17 protein-coding genes are annotated in these 18,225 nt (G+C 78.1%); 4 read left to right on the forward strand and 13 right to left on the reverse strand.

Annotation, left to right across the window (positions count from 1 at the left end):
* Positions 1-2: 2 nt before the first annotated feature.
* The 4 genes from ACYQBY_RS04265 to ACYQBY_RS04280 all read right to left on the reverse strand — a co-directional run bounded on the left by ACYQBY_RS04265 (position 3) and on the right by ACYQBY_RS04280 (position 3,856).
* Entirely contained in the window at positions 3-1,208 is a 1,206-nt protein-coding gene (locus tag ACYQBY_RS04265) for a right-handed parallel beta-helix repeat-containing protein (RefSeq protein ID WP_459642586.1), read from the reverse strand.
* Positions 1,209-1,452: 244 nt separating this feature from the next.
* Positions 1,453-1,941, reverse strand: coding sequence for an acyltransferase (locus ACYQBY_RS04270; protein WP_459642587.1), 489 nt, complete (start codon positions 1,939-1,941; stop codon positions 1,453-1,455).
* A 39-nt stretch (positions 1,942-1,980) separates the two neighbouring features.
* Positions 1,981-2,841, reverse strand: a complete 861-nt coding sequence (locus ACYQBY_RS04275) for a glycosyltransferase family 2 protein (protein WP_459642588.1) — start codon at positions 2,839-2,841, stop codon at positions 1,981-1,983.
* Positions 2,842-2,905: 64 nt separating this feature from the next.
* On the reverse strand, positions 2,906-3,856 hold the full coding sequence (locus ACYQBY_RS04280; protein ID WP_459642589.1) for a hypothetical protein: 951 nt from the start codon (positions 3,854-3,856) through the stop codon (positions 2,906-2,908).
* 171 nt (positions 3,857-4,027) lie between these two features.
* On the opposite strand from ACYQBY_RS04280, the gene ACYQBY_RS04285 reads away from it, so the two are divergent.
* The 3 genes from ACYQBY_RS04285 to ACYQBY_RS04295 all read left to right on the forward strand — a co-directional run bounded on the left by ACYQBY_RS04285 (position 4,028) and on the right by ACYQBY_RS04295 (position 7,847).
* Complete coding sequence (locus tag ACYQBY_RS04285; RefSeq protein ID WP_459642590.1) at positions 4,028-4,831, forward strand: hypothetical protein; 804 nt, start codon at positions 4,028-4,030, stop codon at positions 4,829-4,831.
* Positions 4,832-4,833: 2 nt separating this feature from the next.
* Positions 4,834-6,198 carry an O-antigen ligase family protein gene (locus ACYQBY_RS04290; RefSeq protein ID WP_459642591.1) on the forward strand — a complete coding sequence of 455 codons (1,365 nt, stop codon included), beginning with the start codon at positions 4,834-4,836 and terminating at the stop codon, positions 6,196-6,198.
* A 149-nt stretch (positions 6,199-6,347) separates the two neighbouring features.
* Complete coding sequence (locus ACYQBY_RS04295; RefSeq protein WP_459642592.1) at positions 6,348-7,847, forward strand: glycosyltransferase family 39 protein; 1,500 nt, start codon at positions 6,348-6,350, stop codon at positions 7,845-7,847.
* A 66-nt stretch (positions 7,848-7,913) separates the two neighbouring features.
* On the opposite strand, the gene ACYQBY_RS04300 is transcribed toward ACYQBY_RS04295, so the two are convergent.
* The 4 genes from ACYQBY_RS04300 to ACYQBY_RS04315 form a co-directional block, all read right to left on the reverse strand.
* Positions 7,914-9,164 carry a glycosyltransferase gene (locus ACYQBY_RS04300; protein WP_459642593.1) on the reverse strand — a complete coding sequence of 417 codons (1,251 nt, stop codon included), beginning with the start codon at positions 9,162-9,164 and terminating at the stop codon, positions 7,914-7,916.
* Positions 9,161-10,786 carry a lipopolysaccharide biosynthesis protein gene (locus tag ACYQBY_RS04305; RefSeq protein WP_459642594.1) on the reverse strand — a complete coding sequence of 542 codons (1,626 nt, stop codon included), beginning with the start codon at positions 10,784-10,786 and terminating at the stop codon, positions 9,161-9,163. Before ACYQBY_RS04305 ends, ACYQBY_RS04300 begins: the two co-directional genes overlap by 4 nt.
* Positions 10,787-10,972: 186 nt before the next feature.
* The gene (locus ACYQBY_RS04310) at positions 10,973-12,085 is read right to left on the reverse strand and encodes a nucleotidyltransferase family protein (RefSeq protein ID WP_459642595.1); all 1,113 of its coding nucleotides are present in this window, start codon (positions 12,083-12,085) and stop codon (positions 10,973-10,975) included.
* 89 nt (positions 12,086-12,174) lie between these two features.
* A complete protein-coding gene (locus ACYQBY_RS04315; RefSeq protein ID WP_459642596.1) occupies positions 12,175-12,312 on the reverse strand; it encodes a lasso RiPP family leader peptide-containing protein in 138 nt (45 codons plus the stop codon).
* 192 nt (positions 12,313-12,504) lie between these two features.
* Here ACYQBY_RS04315 and ACYQBY_RS04320 point away from each other — a divergent pair, with 192 nt between their 5' ends.
* Positions 12,505-13,419 carry a hypothetical protein gene (locus ACYQBY_RS04320; protein WP_459642597.1) on the forward strand — a complete coding sequence of 305 codons (915 nt, stop codon included), beginning with the start codon at positions 12,505-12,507 and terminating at the stop codon, positions 13,417-13,419.
* On the opposite strand, the gene ACYQBY_RS04325 is transcribed toward ACYQBY_RS04320, so the two are convergent.
* The 5 genes from ACYQBY_RS04325 to ACYQBY_RS04345 are packed head-to-tail and all read right to left on the reverse strand — an operon-like array spanning position 13,304 to position 18,151.
* Complete coding sequence (locus ACYQBY_RS04325) at positions 13,304-14,548, reverse strand: asparagine synthase-related protein (RefSeq protein ID WP_459642598.1); 1,245 nt, start codon at positions 14,546-14,548, stop codon at positions 13,304-13,306. The genes ACYQBY_RS04320 and ACYQBY_RS04325 overlap by 116 nt on opposite strands.
* On the reverse strand, positions 14,545-14,988 hold the full coding sequence (locus ACYQBY_RS04330; protein ID WP_459642599.1) for a lasso peptide biosynthesis protein: 444 nt from the start codon (positions 14,986-14,988) through the stop codon (positions 14,545-14,547). The genes ACYQBY_RS04325 and ACYQBY_RS04330 overlap by 4 nt, the downstream gene beginning before the upstream one ends.
* Positions 14,985-15,260 (reverse strand): PqqD family protein, encoded by a 276-nt coding sequence (locus ACYQBY_RS04335; RefSeq protein WP_459642600.1) that lies wholly within the window; start codon positions 15,258-15,260, stop codon positions 14,985-14,987. The genes ACYQBY_RS04330 and ACYQBY_RS04335 overlap by 4 nt, the downstream gene beginning before the upstream one ends.
* A complete protein-coding gene (locus ACYQBY_RS04340) occupies positions 15,241-17,277 on the reverse strand; it encodes an ABC transporter ATP-binding protein (protein ID WP_459642601.1) in 2,037 nt (678 codons plus the stop codon). The genes ACYQBY_RS04335 and ACYQBY_RS04340 overlap by 20 nt, the downstream gene beginning before the upstream one ends.
* 25 nt (positions 17,278-17,302) lie before the next feature.
* Positions 17,303-18,151 carry a glycosyltransferase family 2 protein gene (locus ACYQBY_RS04345; protein ID WP_459642602.1) on the reverse strand — a complete coding sequence of 283 codons (849 nt, stop codon included), beginning with the start codon at positions 18,149-18,151 and terminating at the stop codon, positions 17,303-17,305.
* Between the last annotated feature and the right edge of the window lie 74 nt (positions 18,152-18,225).

An 18,225-nucleotide genomic window follows, 5' to 3' on the forward strand; every position in this document is an offset into this window, starting at 1 on the left:
GCTCAGCAGTTCTTGACGTCCGCGGGCCTGCCCGTCCAGCCGACGGTGTTCCCCTCGAACCGGATCTTCGAGACCGGCGCGAGGACCGAGCCGAACTTGCTCTTGTCGCCGAACGTGTTGTTGCGGAAGACGACGTTCTCGGCGTTGATGTCGCAGCGGACGTTGACGCTGAAGGTGCCGCCGTTGAAGAAGTTCCCCTCGAACAGCGCGTTCCTCAGCAGCTTCTGCCCGGTCTCCGAGCCGAGCTGCACGGCGGCGTTGAGGAAGTCCCCGCGGCCGCCGCTCGGGTCGAGGTGGTTGCGGCGCACGACGATGTTCTGCCCGGACGTCGACTGCGAGGCGTCGCTGTGGTAGTTGTCGCGGCGGACCATGTCGTGGATCCAGCTGTCCTCGATGAGGACGTCGTTGCCGAGGCGCGGGCCGTCCACGGTGTCGTGGACGTTGACGCGGCGCAGGGTGTAGCCGCCCCAGCCGATGGCGACGACGGCGCCGCCGCCGCCGTCGATCTCGCTGTCCTCGATCACGACGTTGCGCGCCTTGTCGGTGAGCTGCACCGCGAGGGCCTGGCCCTTCTTCGTGCAGGCGATGCGGGTGTTGCGGATCGTCACGTCCGGGGCGTCGATCTTGACGCAGCCGCGGACGTCGAGGTTCTCCACGACCGCGCCGGCGCGGGTGACGGTGAGGTCCCCGGAGGGGGTGAGCCGCGCGTCGGGCCGCACACCGGTGGTGGCGGGGCCGGGGAAGGCGCGGGCGACGTCGTCGCGGGAGCGGGTGGTGCGGGCCCCGCCCTTGGCGGAGTCGGTGCGGATCGAGCCCTTGTCGGCGGCGGAGGGCTGCACCACGCGCAGCGTCTTGCGGACGGTGGAGGTCCGCTTGCCGGCGGTGAGGCTGGCGACGACGGGCACCTCGCCGGACAGCCCGGCCAGGTCGGCGCGCACGGTGGCGCTCCAGCCGTCGGCGAGGCGGGTCACGGCGGTGGTGGAGCCGCGCTCCACCCCGGCGACGCTGAGGCTGAGGCGCTCGAAGGCACCGGGGGAGTTCACGGTGAGGTCCACGGTGACGGCGGGGACCCGGGCGTGCTGGATGGTGGCGCCGTTCCAGGCGATCCAGGGGCTGGACGCCGCCTGTGCGGGCGCGGTCACCGCGCCGGTCGCGAGCACCACCGCCGCCGCCGCGAGAGCGGACCACCTGGTCGTCGGGCGAGCCATCGTTTCCTCCAGTGCAGAAGCGTTCTTGTCACTGGAGGTATCGCCGTGCGGGCGGGGGGTACTGCATGGGCCGTTGGCGTGCGGCAGACAGGGGACCGGGGCGCCCCTCGGGTCACGCGGAGTGAGGATCGGGGGCCCGGACGGCGGTGCCGTCCCCCGGTCGGGCGATCCTGGCGGGTGAGGCGGGCAGTGCCGGGGGAGGGCCGCGGGGGCGGCGCAATAGCCCGTCCGGGCCGCCCCGGGCTCAGCGGGACGCCGGTTCGGCCGAGCCGTGGCCCCCGCCGGGGGAGGCCCCGGGCGGCGTGTCGGCGCTGAGCAGGCGCCCGTACGGGCCCACCTCGACGTCCGATCGGACCACCCGGGCGGGGGAGCCGGCCACGATGGAGCGGGGCGGCACGTCCCTGGTGACGACCGCGCCGGCCGCGACGATGCTGCCGTCGCCGACCGTGACCCCCGGCAGGATGATCGACCCGGCGCCGATGAAGCAGTGCCGCCCGATGCGGGTGTCGAGGTACAGCCCCCGTGTCATGTCGTGGCACAGGATGATCGACTCCAGGGCGACGTAGGTCTCCGCGCCCACGTGCACCCCGCGCGGGTAGGTGCGGTCGAAGCGCGCCGAGAGGCTGAACGTCGCGCTCGGGTGGATGTCCATCCCCCACACGCGGGTGTAGACGAGCCGTCGTGCGCCGACGATCCCGCGGCGCAGCAGCCGCAGCTGGTTCAGGGAGGGCATGGCGGGCCTGGCTCCTCGGGCCGGTGGGCGGGTGGTCGGTCAGCGGGCGGCGGGGGAGCGGGAGGTGGTGTCGCGGTCCCACGCCACGGGCGCGGCGGTGCGGGCGCGCAGCCGGGCCCGTACGCCGGTGAGGGCGTAGACGGCGGCGTACACCGGCAGCGACGGCCACAGCCGGGGGCTGCCCAGCAGCACCCGCGCGCTCGACGGCGCGGCCGGGCCGGTGCCCCGGGAGGGGTCCTGAGCGGCGGGGCGTGCGGCGCGGTGCTCGACGTTGCCGTGCGCGGCCCGGGTCTTGATCGCCACGAGGGCGCGCAGCGAGCGCGGCGGGTGCACCGTGAAGCGCGTGCCGGGGACCGAGAGCCGCTCCTGCGGGGTGAACGCGCCGCGCACGAACGTGTCGTCGCCGATGGCCTCGGGGAAGCGGTCGAAGCGGGCGCGGCCGGCGGCGCTGAGGACGTACACGCCGGAGCCGACCATGCCGTGCGTCACGTACGGCAGCGCCGTCCACACCCGGTACCAGGCCCGCACGGCCCACGGGGCACCCGTCAGGTCCACGTGCAGGGCGGGAGCGGCGGCGAGGGCGCCGCCGGAGCGCAGGGCGGCCACCACCGCGCGCAGGTCCGCGCCCGTCAGCTCCACGTCGGCGTCGAGGTAGGCGCGGGGGAAGACCGTGCAGGCGGCGTCGCCGAGGTTCAGCGCGTGCGCCTTGCCGGGCACGGCCGTCTCCACGACCCGCACCCCGTGGCGGCGGGCGCGCCCGGCGGTGTCGTCGGTGCAGCCGTTGGCCACGACGACGACCTCGAGCGCGGGATCGGGCACCCCCAGGGTCCGCAGGCAGCGGTCGATCACCGCGCCCTCGTCGTGCGCGGGGATCACCACGCTCGCGATGGGAGCTGACACGCGCGAACCGTAGCAGCCCCGTCGCGCTCCGTCGTGGACCGCGGGCGCCGCCCGGGGAGGCCGGTCAGGGGCGCACGACCTCCACCCGCCCGCCCGTCCGCCGGTCGGTGTTGTCCTGCTCCACCTCCACCGACTCCGGCACCAGCAGCGGGCCGTAGCGGGCGCCGTCGCCGAAGACGTTGCCGCGGATGCGGACCCCGTCGACCTCCGCGTCGCCGCGGACGTTGACCGTGTAGTTCCCGCCGTCGAGGTAGTTGCCCTCGATCAGCACGTCGCTCAGGCCGGTCCCGCGGTTCTCGCTGCCGAGCTGGACGGCGGCGTTGAGCGGGTCGTCGGTGCGGGTGTTCGTGGGGTTCATCGAGTTGCCGCGCACCAGGACCCCCTCGGCGCCCGTCGACTGCGCCGCGTCGCCGTGGACGTCGTCGCGGCGCACGATGTCGTGGATCCAGCTGTCCTCGATCGTCACGCCGCTGCCCAGGCGCGGGCCGTCGAAGGTGGAGTGGACGTTCACCCGGCGCAGCGTGTACCCGCCCCAGCCGATCGCGACCTCGGTGCTGCCCCTGCCGTCGATCTCGCTGTCCTCCACGAGCAGGTTCTCGCGCTCGCCCTCGATGGTGATGGCGCGCTCCTTCTCCGCGCAGCGGACCCGCACGCGCCGGATCACCACGTCGTCGGCCTTGACCGAGATGCAGCCGTCGACGTCGAGGTCCTCCAGGACCTGCCCGTCGGTGGTGGCGGAGACGGACCCGGAGGGTTCCAGCTCCGTGCCGAGGGGGACGCCCGTGTCGTGGGGCCCGGGGAAACCGGCGGGGATGCCGCGGGCGTCGGCCTCCTGCCGGCGCTCGGCGCGCTCGGCGGCGTAGGGGTCCGCGGGCCGTTGCGGCGCACCGGAACACCCGGCGAGCAGGAGTGCCAGGACGGACAGGCCCGCCGCCCCGGCCGCGCGGGGCCGGGGTCGCCGGGAGGCGGGGAGCGGGGTCGGGGAGGAGGCGTCGGTGGGCAATCTGTCTCGCATCGTCACCTCGGGTGGGTCCGGGCCGGGGGCCGCATCTTGCTACGCCCGATCGGCGTACAGCCGAACGGGCTACTAGGTGACGGGAAGTCACTGTGCCATGCTGCGCGTCAACAATGGCGCGCACCGGCACCTCGCCGGCGCGCGGCCACGCCCCGAACCGAGGAGCGCCCCATGACCGTCGGATCGTTGCTGCGGGTCCTGGCCCGCCGCTGGTACCTGACCGTGCCGCTGCTCGTCCTCGTCGCGCTGGCCGGCCAGCGCGCGTGGGCCGGTGCCCGTCCCCTCTACCAGGCCAGCGCCAACGTCCTCGTCATGCCCAGCGTCGCGCTGTCCACACCCCTGCCCGAGCAGCTCCCCGGCACCCAGCCCGGCAGCCGCAACCCGTTCTCCCTCGCGGGCGGCGCCGGCACCCTCGCCGCGAACGTCGCGGACTCCCTCAACACCAGCCGGGTCCGGGAGATCCTGCTGTCCGGCACACCCGGCGCCGAGCTGGCGGTCACGCCCCCGGCCTCGGCCGCGCAGTCGCGCAACTACTTCCCGGTCACCGTGCTCACCCCCACCCCCGAGGCGGCCGAGCCCCTGCTGGAGCAGGTCGTGCAGCAGGCCAACCAGCAGCTCCTCGACCTCCAGCGCCGCGTGCAGGCCCCCGACAACGGCCTGTTCATCGCCGTGCGCTCCACCCCCGTCGACGGGCCCACCGAGCTGTACCCGCAGCGTGCCCGCGCCACCGGCGCCATCCTCCTCGGTGGCCTCGCCCTGACCACCCTGCTCGTCGTCGCCCTCGACGCCCTCCTCCTCGGTCTCGCCCGCCGCCGCCGCGACCGCCGCGGCCACCACCACGCGCCCCAGGCCGAGGGCCCCGACGTCGACCTGCGCGCGCGCAACGGCACCGGCGCCGCGGCCGGCGTGCAGGGCGGCGACGGTCTCGCCGGCTCGATCTTCGGCCAGCCGCAGCCGGGCAACCGGGACCACTGAGCGTGCCCGCGACCCCGGCGCGCACCGCGCGGCCCGTGGCGGGCGCCTCCCCTGCGGCCGCGGCGCCGCGCACCTGGGCGCTGCCCGGCGCGGTGCTCCTGCTGGCCTTCGCCGTGCCCGGCAACATGGTGCTGCCCGGGCCGCTGCGCTCCAACGGCAGCCCCAGCCGGCTCCTCGCCCTGGGCTGCTTCGTCCTCGCCGTCCTGGCCCTCCTCGCCCACCGCGAGCGCACCCGCGCCGAGCGGGAGGTCGTGCGCGTCCCCGTGCCCGCCGCGGGCCTGCTGGTGCACGTCGCCGTCGCCGTCCTCCTGTACGGCGTCGCGATGCTCGCCCCCCTCGGTGCCGCGCAGTCCGCCGGCGCGCTGCGCGCGCTGCTGGGCACCCTGGGCACCGCCGGGCTCGGGTTCCTGGTCTGGGCGCTCGTGCGGGACCGCGCCGACCGCGACCGCGTCCTGGCGTGCATCGTCGCCGGGGCCTGCCTGTCCGCGCTCGTCGCCGTGGGCACCATGGCGGGCCTGCCCCGCTGGGCGGACCTGGCGCAGTCCGCCGGGCTGGTGGAGAACACCCGCACGCTGCGGGAGGTCTCCCGCGGCGACCTCGTGCGCGCCCGCGGCAGCGCCGAGCACCCCATCGAGTACTCCCTGGGCCTGGCCGCGGCCCTGCCGGTCGCCCTGTACCTGGCCCGGCACGCGGTGCTCGCCCGGCGCCGGCACCTGGCCGCCCTCGGCTGCGCCGTCATCGTCGCCGGCCTGCCCCTGGCGGTCTCCCGCACCGGCCTGCTCGGCCTGGCGGTCGCCCTGCTCGTCGCGGTGTCGTCGTGGTCCCTGGCCGACCGCGCCAAGGCGCTGGCGGCGACCCTGCTCGCCTCGGCGGTGGCGGTGCTGGCGCTGCCGCGGCTCGTGCAGACCCTCGTCGACGTCTTCGCCCGCGCCCAGGAGGACAACAGCGTCACCGGGCGGCTGGAGGACTACCCCCTGGTGCTGGAGATGGTGCGCGAGCACCCCTGGCTCGGCGTCGGGTACGGCACCTACCGGCCCGAGACGGGCGGCGTCTTCCTCGACAACATGTGGCTCGGCGCGCTCGTCGGCGGAGGGGTGCTCGGCATCGCCGGCCTGGCGGTGCTGTTCCTGCTGCCGATGGCCTCGGCGTGGGACCGCAGCGTGCTCGCCCCCGACCAGGCCGACCGGGACCTGAACCGGGCGCTGCTGGCGACGCTCGCGGTGATGCTCGTGGGCAGCGTCACCAGCGACCTGACCTCCTTCCAGCAGCCCACGATGGTCCTCGTGGCGGTGATCGGCCTGCTCGCCGCCGCCCCGGCCGCGGCGGTGGTGCCGGCGCAGCGGGGCCGCGGGCGCCCGGCGCGCTGACGTCCGGCGGGCACCGGCGCCACGGGCGGCACGGCCGCCCGCGTGGACGGCGACGGCCCTCCCGCACGGCATGATGCGCTCGCCGTGCGGGAACGCCGGCGGGAGCCGCCGGCGGCAGCGCCGGCCCCTGGGGTGGACGGGAGGAACCGGTGGCGGGCGGAACCACGGGTGAGAGGGTCCGGCCGGCCGGCCCGCGGGCCCCGGAGCGGGCGCTGCCCGTGCGCGGGCCGTGGGTGTGGCTGCTGCCCGTCCTCGTCGCCGTGCCGGTCACGGCGTGGCGCTACGACACCAAGCCCCTGTGGCGCGACGAGTTCTACTCCCTGGCCACGGCGGCGCGGGAGTACCCGGTCATGCTGCGCGGCCTGCTCGTGACGGACGCCGGGATGGGGCCGTGGTACGCGCTGCTGCGCCCGTGGGTCCTCCTGTCGCAGGACGAGGCGTGGCTGCGGCTGCCGGGCGCGCTGGCCGGGGTGCTGGCGTGCGCCCTCACCGCCCTCGTGGCCGCCCGGCTCGCCGGGCCGGTGGCCGGTGCCGCCGCCGGCGTCCTGCTCGCCGTCGTGCCGCTGGTGGCGCAGCACACCCAGGAGGCGCGCCCCTACCCCGTGGTCCTCGCGTGCCTGGCGGCCACGGCGTACGGGCTGCTGCGCGACCGGGACACCCCGCGCACCCGCTGGCTGCTGCTGTGGACGGCCGGTGCGACGGGAGCGGCCGCGCTGCACGTGCTCACCGGTGGCCCGGCCGCCGTGGCGCTCGTGGGGTGGGCGCTGCTGTTCCCCGGCCGCGCCCGGCGGGTGCGCCTCGCCCTCGCCGGGGCGCTGCCCGCCGCGGTGTGCGCGGGCATGGTGGCGGTGGGCGTGTGGCAGGCGCCGGACCGCATCCCGGAGGGCTTCCCCCTGCTGGCCCGCACCGCGGGGCTGTGGCACGCCTTCGCCGGCACCCCGCCCGCGCTGCTCGCGCTCGCCGTGCTGTGCGCCGCGGGCGCCGCCGCCCTGCGCCGCGACCCGCCCGCGCTGGTGCTGGTGCTGACGTGGGCGCTGGTCCCCGTCGCCGCCGTCGTCGCCTCGGCCGCTGCGGGGCAGCTCTTCGACAGCCGGTACACGGTGGGCGCGGCGCCCGGGCTCGCCGTGCTCGCGGGGGTGGGCGCGGCGGCCCTGGCGCGGAGGAGGGCGCACGGCCCGGGGGCGCGGCGGGCGCGGCCCGCGGTGGCCGCCCTCCTGGTCGCGGCGGTGGTGGCGTGCCAGGTCCCGAGGATCGCGGTGATCCGGCACCGGCCCTTCTCCACGGACGACGTGCGCTCGGCGGCGGCGGTCGTCGCCGGCAACGCCCGCCCCGGCGACGCGGTGGTGCACCTGGGCAACACCAGCCGCCCCATGCTGCGGTACTACCTGCCCGCCGGGGTGTCCCTCGACGACGTGCTCCTCGTCCGCGATCCGCTGCGGGCGGTCTCCGTCGGCGGCGACGAGCTGCCCGAGCAGGCCCGTGCCGCCGCCCTCGCCGGGCGCGGGCGCGTGTGGCTGGTCGGCGTGGAGCTGGGCGAGCCGTGGGAGCAGGTCTTCGCGGCCTCGGTGCGGCCGGCCCGTCAGGGGCGTGTGCTGGAGCTCGGCGGCAGCCACGGCCGCTACCGCGTGGAGCTCTGGACGGTGCGCTGAGGTGCCCGCGCGGCCGGCCGGGGGAGGCGGTGGGCCTCGGCGGCGGGGGCCTCGGCGGCGGGGGCCTCAGCGGCGGTGGGCCGCGCCCGCCAGTTCGGCGTGCAGGAGCTCGGCGCAGCGCCGCAGGGTGAAGCGTTCCGCGGTGAGCCGGCGCGCGGCCTCCCCGCGGCGGCGGCGCTCGGCGTCGTCGGTGAGGGCGTGCACGAGGGCCGCGGCCAGGGCACCGGCGTCCCCGGGGGCGACCACCCAGCCCGTCGTGGCGTCGACGTTCTCGGGGATCCCCGCGATCGCGGTCGTCACGACACCGCGAGCCCGCGCCATCGCCTCGCGCAGCACCACCGGCACGGCGTCGGTGTCCCCGGCGGCGTCGGCCCGGCACGCCAGGGCGAACACCGCCGCCGACCCGATGCGCTCCAGCGACTCCGCGTGCGAGCGGGCCCCGGCCCAGTCGACGGCGTGCGCGACGCCGAGCTCGGCCGCCAGCCGCCACAGCTCCGCCCCGAGCGGGCCGTCCCCGACGATCTCCAGCCGGGCGCCCGGTACCTCGCGCAGCACGGCGGGCAGGGCGCGCAGCAGGACGTCGAAGCCCTTCTTCTCCACCAGCCGGCCCACCGAGACGATGCGCTCCGGCGCGCCCTCCGGGACGTCGCCGGGCACCTCGACGCCGCAGGGCACGACGGCCACCGGGGTGCGACCGCCCAGCCCCGCCCGGCGCAGGAAGTCCACGTTGTGGCGGCACACCGTCACGACGAGGTCGAGGGCCGCCAGCCGGCGCACCAGGTGCGGCCAGGGGACGTAGATGTCGGCGGCGTGCACGGTCGTGGACACCGGGACCCCGAGGAGGGGGCCCACGTACAGGGCGACGAGCATCCCCTCCCACGCGAAGTGCGCGTGCACGGCGCCCACACCCCCGCCGTGCAGCGCCCGGGCCGCGCCCAGCGCCCGCCGCAACCCGCAGGCGCGCAGCCCCTGACCGCGCAGGCGCGCGGCCCGCCGGGCCATCCGCAGCAGCGCGGCCGGGTCGTGCGCCAGCCACCACCGCAGGTCGGCGGCCACCTGCGCGGCGCCCGCGACGGGCAGGACGGCGAAGTCCCCGCCCCAGCCGGCGGGCACGTCGGGGTCGGGCCGGCTGCCCAGGGGCCGCACGTCGACGCGGACACCGAGCTCGCGCAGCGCCACCACCTCGTTGCGCACGAACGTCTGCGACAGCTGCGGGTAGTTGCGCAGGACGTAGACCACCCGCAGCGCGCCGCCGCCGGGGTCCGGGGAGGTGGGGGCGGGACGGGTCCCCGCGCCCACCGCGGGCTCGCCGCTCACGGCGCCTCCCCCCGCCCGGCGCCGGCGGAGGCCCGGGGGAGCGCCGGGTCGTCGGCCGGGTCCGCCACCCCGCCCGCCGCGGCGGGGGTCGCCGCCCCGGTCGCCGCGGCGGTGCCCGCCGCGTCGGCCCCGGCCGCCGTCCTCGCGGGTGCCCCGCGCCGCCGCAGCGAGCGCACGTCGCCCAGCACGCTGCGCACGACGGGCCGGGCGAACAGCCACAGCAGCGGCGGGTACGTCAGCGCCGCCACGAGAGCGGCCAGCAGCAGCCGCGCCCACACCGCCGCGTCGTCCAGGGCCCACACCGCCCCCTGCACGCACGCCGCCATGAGCAGCGCGGCGACGAGCACCCGGCCCGAGCCCAGCAGCGCCCCGTACGGCATGCCGGTCACCCGGTGCAGCACGACCTGGCGCACCGGCAGGGTCAGCAGCGCCCGCACCAGCAGCGCCAGGGCCAGCGGCACCAGGCCGCGCGGGGCGAAGACCACGACGAGCGCGAGGTGCACCACCACGGTGCCGCCCACGATCAGCAGCTCCGGCCGCAACCGGTCCAGTGCCATGAACACCGGCCGGTCGAAGTGCGACAGGACGCCCACCAGGGCCGTCAGCGCCACGACCTGCGCCACGACCGCCGTGCCCGCCCACTGCCGGCCGAGGAGGAAGGGCACCAGGTCCGGGCTGGTCACGGCCAGCAGCAGGAACGCGGGGAACATGGCCAGGGCCGTGGTGCTCAGGCTCGTCGCGTACGCCCGGTGCAGCCGGGGCAGGTCGTCCTGCAGCCGCGCGAAGGCGGGGGTCGCCACGGAGGAGACGACGGAGGAGCCGGTCTCCTGGATGATCCTCACCAGGCGGGTGGCGACCGTCCACAACCCGAGCGTGGTCGCGGTGGAGATCGCGCCGAGCACGAACTCCTCGCCGCGGTCCCGCGCCTGCATCAGCAGGTCGATGCCCAGCAGCTTGCTGCCGAAGGTGAGCATGCGCCGGGCCTCGGCGCGGTCGAGGAGGAACCGGGGCCGCCAGCGGGCCGCCGCCCACACCACGGCCCCGCCCACGACGGCGCGCACCAGGTACTGCGCGACCAGGGCCCACACCCCGGCGCCCGCGACGGCCGCCGTGATGGCGACCGCCGAGCCGACGAAGGTCGCCACGGTGCCGCGGATGGCGAGGGAGCGGAACTCCAGGCGGCGGCGCAGCAGCGCGGAGGGCACGCTCGCCAGGCCGGTGAGGACCAGGCCGAGGCTCAGCCAGCGCAGCACCGGGGCGAGGTCCGGCTCGCCGAACAGGGCCGCGGTGGGGCGGGCGAGCAGGGCCAGCGCGCCCGCCAGGGTCCCGGCCAGGAGCATGCCGGTCCAGAAGGCGGTGCTCCGGACGCGCTCGTCGAGCTCCTCCGTGCGGATGATGTAGTTGGTCATCCCGGAGTCGCCGAGGAGCATCAGAACCCCGATGACGGCCATCCCGAGCGCGATGAGGCCGAACTCCGACGGCTGCAGGTGGCGGCTGATCACGATGAACGCGGCGACGGTGGTCAGCCGCACGATCCACATCTGCAGCGCGTTCCACAGGACGCCGGCGGCCGCGCGGCCGCGCAGCGACGCCTGGGCGGGTGGGCTCGCCGGGGCGCTCACGGCGACACCTCCGCGGGTGCGCCCGCCATCGCCTCGTCGGGCACGAGAGCCCCTTCCTCCCCAGCGCTGCCGCCGGGTCGCTCGTTCCAGTCACGACCTCGCCGTCACGCAGCGGCGACCTTACTGACCGTAGATAGGTGGTGCCAAACAGCAGCGCCCGTTGCGCCGCCCGGGGGACAGGTGGGGTCAGCCCGCCGGGAAGCGGGCCACCTCGCGCAGGTACGCCTCCCGCGCCAGGCGGGCGTCGGCCTCCGCGACCGGGCCCGCCGGCCGCGGTGGCGCCGCCCAGCGGCCCAGCAGCGCCCCGGCGAGCGCCCGCGCGCTGGTGGCCGTGGAGGTGCGCGCGGAGGAGAAGACGACGTGGCCGTTGCGCCGCGCCGCGACCAGGTGCTGCGGCGGCGCCGCCCGGGTCACGAGCCCGCCGGCGGCCCGCCACGCCGCCCCGCCCGGGCGCCCCGGCACCGGGGGCGGGTCCCCGTCCGCGCCGAGCACCCGGCGGCTGCGGTCCAGGGCCATGGCCACCGGCAGCGCGGTGCGGGCGGCCAGCACCCGCTCCACGAGGGCGTCCCGGTCGGTGAGGGCGCGGGCCGCCAGGGCGACGTCGAGCAGCCACAGCAGCCGCCACGCCCCGCTGAGGCAGGCGTGCAGCGCCAGGTGGTGCAGCTGGTCGGCGGCGTCCGGCACCGGGCAGGCGACACCGCCCAGGTCCCGGCGCGTGGTGCGGCCGAGGATCCCGGGGACGTCGAGCCGGAACGCGGCGCGCCGCTCGGGCCGGTTCAGCAGGTGCCAGTGCAGGTCGAGGAACGTGCCGGCGGGCAGGCGCAGCGCCAGCTCCCCCTGCTCCCGGGCACGCACCCCCGCCCAGTCGGGGTCCAGCACGCGGGCCCCCGCGGCCTCCAGCGCCGGCAGGGCCGCGCGGGCGTCGCGGCCGTCGACGAGGACGTCGAGGTCGTGCCACTCCCGGGCGCCCGGGTCGGGGTAGAGGGAGGCCGCGACGGCCGGTCCCTTCAGCACCGCCCACCGCGCGCCCACGCCGTCCAGCGCCGCCGCCACCCGCTCCAGGTCCGGGCCCAGGGCCAGGCGGCGGGCCGTCTGGGCGCGCAGCGTCCCCCGCGCCGCCCGGAGCAGCTCCGCCGGCACGCCCGGTGTGCGGGCCAGGACGTGGTGCGCGGTGGGCCCGACCCGGTGGTGGTGCAGCGCCCGCGCCAGCCCGGCGGCCGGGACCCCGGCGGCGAGGCGGAGGTCGGGGGAGCCCCCGGACAGGTGGGCGCGCAGGCAGGAGACGAGGAAGTCCCCCACGACCCGGGGCTGGCGGGTGCGGGGGACTCCTGCGCTGCGGACCTCGCGGTCCGGGGCGCTCCGCGGCGACGGCCCGGCGGACCGGGTGGTCAGGAGACCGTGTACAGGGACTGGCCGCGGAAGCTGAAGCCGTCGTTGGGGTTGCCGAGGTCCTTGGGCGTGATGAGGGTGAGCTCCTCGAAGGAGCCGATCGTCGTGAGGCGCGGTGCCTCGTACTCCTGCGGCATGGGGGCCTCCACCGGTCCGTCTCGAGCACGTCACCGCGGCGGAACCCGCTGCCGGCGACGCTGGGTGCGGCGAAGACTACGCCACGTGGGAGGAGGTGTCACCGGCTGCTCCGCCCGGGTGACCCGGGCCCCCGGCCGGTGGGGGAGCCGGGAGGCCGGCTGGTGGGATGGCGCCGTGGCGGGGACGGCCCGGTGACCGGGGACACGACAGCGGGCGGTGCTCCCGCCGGCACGCCCCGCGCCGCCTACGGCCTGCTGCTGCCCGACCTGCCCGGTGCCGCCCACCTGCTGCGCGGGTCCCGCGGCGGTGAGGTGGAGTGGCGCGTCGAGCGCCGGGTCGCCGACGTGCCCACCCCCGCCGGGCCGCTGCTGACGGCCGAGCGGGCCGAGCTGCCCCTGCCGCGCGGCGGGCGCGTGGAGATCTCCCGCGCCGGGCGGCGCACCGTCATCACCTCCCCGGTCCCCGTGCCCGACACCGAGGTCGTGCACCCGCACCTGGCCTCCACCGCCGTCACCGTCGCGCACTGGCAGGGGCGGCTGGCCCTGCACGCGGCGGCCGTCGTCGCCGGCGGCTCCGTGTGGGCGGTGCTGGGGGACCGCGGCGCCGGCAAGAGCACCACGGTGCTCGCGCTGGCCCGCGCCGGCTGCCCCGTCGTCACCGACGACGTGCTCGTCCTCGACGGCACCCGCGCCCTGCCCGGTCCGCGCTGCATCGACCTGCGCGCCCCCGCGGCCGCCCACTACGGCACCGGCGAGGAGCTCGGCCGGGTGGGCTCGCGGGAGCGCTGGCGGGTCGGGCCGGCCGGCGGGGAGCCGCCCGCGGACCTGCACCTGGCCGGGTTCGTCGAGCTGGCCTTCGGCGGGCGCGCCCGGGTGGAGGCCGTGCCGGGGCACGCGCGGGTGCCGCTGCTGCTGCGGGGGCTGGCGCTGAAGGTGCCGCCCGCCGACCCGGGGGCGCTGCTGCGGCTGGCGGCCCTGCCGGTGGTGCGCTTCACCCGGCCGCGGGACCTCGGTTCCCTCGACGCGTCGGTGCGGCTGCTCCTGGCGGAGCTGACGGGGGGGCCGGCGGGTCCTGCGACGCCAGCCACGCGTGCTGCAGCAGGCTGAAGGAGTGCGCGTCCGGCGCCGCGGTGAGCCAGTGCTCCCGCAGCGCCGCCACGTCCACCAGCCCGGCCACCGCCTCCAGGCCGCGCCCGTCCCAGGCGGCCGCGAACTCCCGGCCCGCCGCGTGCCAGAACGCCCCGTCGAACGTGGACTTCGACTCCCGCGCGGCCAGCTGCGGCGGCAGGTCCCCGGCGAGCAGGTCGGCCAGCTCCGCGGCGCGGCTGCGCGGCCCGGCCCACCCCCACCGCGCGGCGGCGGCGGCCAGCACCCCCGGCGCGCAGAACGGGCTCTCCACGAGCACCCCGTGGTGCGCGCCGAGCGCCTCCAGGCCCGCGCGGTGCAGCTGCAGGCGCCGGCCCGGCCACACGTGGGTGCGGGCGGCGGTGTCCCAGCGCAGCGGCTCCCGCGCGGCCTGCGCACCCAGGGCCCGGCGCAGCGCGCGCTCCCCGCGGGCCGTCAGCCACGGGTAGCCGACGGCCAGCTCCCGCGCCAGGCGGGCGGCCCGCACCGGTGCCGGCAGGGCCGCGCCCGCCAGCATCCGCGGCAGCTCCGCCACCCGCAGCGGCCGGCGCCCGGCCAGCGTGCGCGGCAGCGGGTGGCGCGCGACGGGCGCGAACAGCTCGTCACCGCCCACGCCGGTCAGGACCGACCCGCCCGCGGCGGCCGCCAGCACCGGCTCGTGGAAGTGCAGGTTGAACGGCGGCAGGACGCCGTGGCGGGTGAGCACCCGGCGCGCCACCGGGCCCAGCACGTCCAGGTCCCCGGCCCGCTCCCCGTCCCACGCGGTGCGCTGCCACTCCCGGAGCCCGAGGGAGCGCACCACCAGCTCCTGCCAGCCGTCCTCCACGGACTCCGCGAGCCAGCCGAAGCGGTGCGTCACCGGCACCGGCGCGGGCAGGCCCTCCCGGCGGGCGAGCACGGTGGCCACCGCCAGGACCGCGGAGGAGTCCCGGCCGCCGGAGAAGCTCACCGCGCACGGCGGGCGCCGCAGGGCGGGCAGCACCGCGGCCTCCAGCGCGGCGCGCAGCGGCGGGGCCGGGCCGCGGGGCAGCGGCGCGACGCCGGCGGCGGGCCCGAACGGCACCGACCACAGCAGCTCCAGCGGCGTCAGCGGCGTGCGCGGCGGGCTCACGGGCAGGCGGGCAGCCGGGTCAGCTCCCGGTAGCGGCCGGACTCGTCGGGGTCGTACCCGTCGACCCAGGCGTGCGCGGCGAAACCGCCCTCGGTGCTCACCGCCACGACCGTGTCGTGCTCCTCGCCCTGCCCGAGCAGCCAGGCCTGCACCACCAGGGAGCGCTGCAGGCAGGTGGCCCGCCCCAGCCGCAGCGCGGCCTCCACCCCGCCCCGGCCGCTCGCGGGCAGCGCCGGCGGCAGCGGGGCGCGCACCCGCACGCCCCCGGCGGGCAGCTCGGCCCGCACCCGCGCCAGGCTGCGCCAGGCCCACCGCGCGGCGGGCAGCGCCCCCGGCGCGAGCAGCCCGCGCAGCAGCCCCCGCACCCGGTGCAGGCGGCGCAGCGCCCGCCGCCCCCGGCGCCGCACCCCCCGCGGGGACCACGGGCGGGGGAGGCTCACCCGTCCTCCAGCAGCGGGGCGCAGTCGGCGAGGAACACCGCCACGTCCGCCTCGGCGGCCTGCCGGGAGACGCCGTACGTCTCCTCCAGGTGATCGACGAGCTCGGCGGCGGTGGTGCCGGCCACGAGCATCGGCCACAGGCCCACGCCCGCACCGGTCACGCAGTGGTACGTCGCGGTGCGGGTGTCGAGGACGACGACCTCGCCGGCGACCTCGTTCCAGGCGAGGTCGCCGGAACGCAGCCGCACGGCCTCATCTCTCGTGGTGTCCATCGTGGCTCCCGTCGGGGCGGCGGTCCGGGCCGGCGCCCGGCCGGCGTCCCGGGCAGGTTACGTCGGCGGCGGTGCCCGCACCCGGGCGGTGCCCCCGCCCCCGCCAGTCCGGCTGCCCCCCGTCCGGCTGCCCCCTGCCCGGCGTGTCCTGCGCGTACGCCCGCGCCTGCAGCCGGTACAGCTCCGCGTAGTGCCCGCCGCGGGCCAGCAGCTCCTCGTGGGTGCCGGTGTCGTCGAGGCGGCCGCCGCGCAGGACGTAGATGCGGTCCGCCTCGCGGACGCTGGAGAAGCGGTGCGAGATCAGCAGCACGCTGCGCCCCGCCATCAGCCCGCGCACCTGCGCGAACAGCTCCGCCTCGGCGCGCGCGTCCAGCGCGGCGGTGGGCTCGTCGAGGATCACGAACGGCGCGCCGCGGTGGAAGGCCCGGGCGAGGGCCACCCGCTGCCACTGCCCCCCGGACAGCTCCACCCCGCCGCGCAGTTCCGTGCCCAGCGGGGTGGCGTACCCCTGGGGCAGGGCGCGGAGGAACCCGTCGGCCCCGGCGCGGCGGGCGGCGTCCTCCACCCGGGCGGGCAGGCCGGGGTCGGCGGCGGCGTCGAGGGTGTCGGCCCGCCCCAGGGCGATGTTCTCGAACGCCGTGAGCCGGAAGCGCGCGAAGTCCTGGAAGACGACGGCCACGTGCTCGCGCACCGCCTCCCGCTCCACCCAGGCCAGGTCCGCGCCGTCCCAGCGCAGGGTGCCCGACGTCGGCGCGTACAGCCCCGCGAGCACCTTCGCCAGGGTCGTCTTGCCGGAGCCGTTCTCCCCGACGAGCGCGACGACCTCCCCGCGGCGGATGCGCAGGCTCACGCCCTGCAGGGCGGGGGCGCCGGCCTGCGGGTAGGTGAAGCCGACGTCGTCGGCGCGCAGCTCCGCGAACGGCGGCAGGGGGCGCGCCGGGCGCGCGGCGGGGCGCGGGCGCGGGGCCAGGGCGAGGAAGCCGCGCAGGTCGTCGAGGAACAGCCCGGACTCCAGCAGCCCCGCGGCCCCCGAGGCGAGCTGCTGCAGGCGCCCGCCCAGCAGCGGCACCGCCACCGCGGCGGCGCCCGCGTCCGCCAGGGACAGCCGCCCGGAGTCCACCAGCCACAGCAGCGCCACGAGCGTGGCCAGCACCGCCACGGCGGTCAGGGCGCTGCCCGCCAGGGCCAGGACCACCCGCCGGCGCACCTGCCGGGCCAGGGCCGCCAGGTAGCGGCCGTAGAGGTCCTCGTAGCGGCCCCGCAGCGCCCCGGCCAGGCCGTAGGCGCGGATCTCCTTGGCGTCCGCGCGACCGGTCATCGTCACCCGCAGGTGGTCCCGCTGCCGGAACGCCGGGGTCTGGGCCACCGCGAAGTCGAACTCCGAGCGCCCCCCGCGCCGCTGCAGCAGGAACAGCGGCACCCCGGCCAGCAGCAGCAGCGGCACCAGCAACGGGTGCACGACGAGCAGGGAGAGCGCCAGGCCGGCGGCGCCGACGAGGCCGCCGAGGACGCCGACGAGCCCCTGCGCCACCGCCAGCGGCCGGGACAGCGCGTTGGCGCTGACGCGCTCGAGCCGGTCGGCGAAGGCGGGGTCGTCGAAGGAGACCAGCTCCACGCCCGTGGTGACGTCGAGCACCCGCGACCAGACCGAGCGCTGCACCAGCTCCCCGAGCAGCCGCATCCGCTGGGCCCGCACCGCCGCCGAGGCGGTGGCCACGAGCGTCACGGCGGCCAGCACCAGCAGCGGCCCGGCCGCCGCGGCGAGCCTGCCGCCCGGCTGCGGGGCGAGCACGGCCTGCAGCGCCTCGCGGCCCAGCAGGACCTGCGCCCCCAGCAGCGCCGAGCCCAGCAGCTGCACCCCGAAGGTGAGGACGACGTCGCGGGGGCTCGCCCGCCAGCACAGCAGCAGCGCCTCGGCCAGCAGCGACGGCAGGGCCCGCAGGTTCCGGCGCCGGCGCCGCTGCTCGCGCGCGAGGTCCAGCAGGTCCACCCGCCGTCCCGGCCCGGGGGAGCTCACCGCGTCCCTTGCGCCCGGGTGCCGCTCAGCGGTACTTCCAGGCGGCGGCGGCACGCCCGTAGCGGATGAGCAGCTCCCCGGCGACGTAGGCGGCGCGGGCGCGCGGGCCGCGCAGCTGCGGGGAGCGGACGGCGCGCACGAGGGCGCCGGGCGGGGGCAGCAGGGCGCGCGCGGAGAACCCGCCGGGGGGCTGCTCGCCGCGGCGGACCCGGAGCCGGCGGCCGTGCTGGACGCGGCACAGCTTCGTCCACGCCTCGGCCCAGGACTCCCGGGCGGGGTGGCGCACGGCGGCGTCGGCCACGTAGGTGGGGCGGAAGCCGAGGGCCACGGCCCGCCCGCACCACTCGGCGTCGCCGCCGGAGGGCAGGTCGGCGGCGAAGGCGCCCACGGCGTCGAAGGTGGAGCGGGCGACGACGAGGTTGGCGGTGACGCACCAGCCGAGGGCGGCGGTGCGGTCCTGCCGGAAGGCGTTGACCATCTCGTACGCCTCCACGGGGGAGGGGCGGCGCGGGTCGCGGGCGTAGACCTCGACGCGGCCGGCGACCACGTCGGCGCCGGAGTCCAGCGCGCGCACGGCGGCGGAGAGCCAGGAGGGGCCGGGCAGGCAGTCGGAGTCGGTGAAGGCGAGCACGTCGCCGGTGGCGGCGCGCACGGCGGTGTTGCGGGCGGCGTAGGAACCGGGCCTGGGCTCGGTGAGGACGCTGACGCGGGGGTCGAGGTCGGCCAGGTGCACGGGCGGCTCGGCGGAGCCGTTGTCCACGACGAGGACCCGGACGAGGTCGGCGGGGTGGTCCTGCGCGAGCAGCGCCCGCACGCAGTCCCCGACGCGCGGGTCGTCCTTCACGGGGACGATGACGTCCACGGAACGCGCCATGCGCGACCCCTTCCTCGTGCGGCGGTGCGCGCATCGTCGCACACGGGACGTGTCCGCCCGCGGCTGCCGCGGGG

The sequence above is a fragment of the Kineococcus anabasis genome (assembly GCF_054590795.1).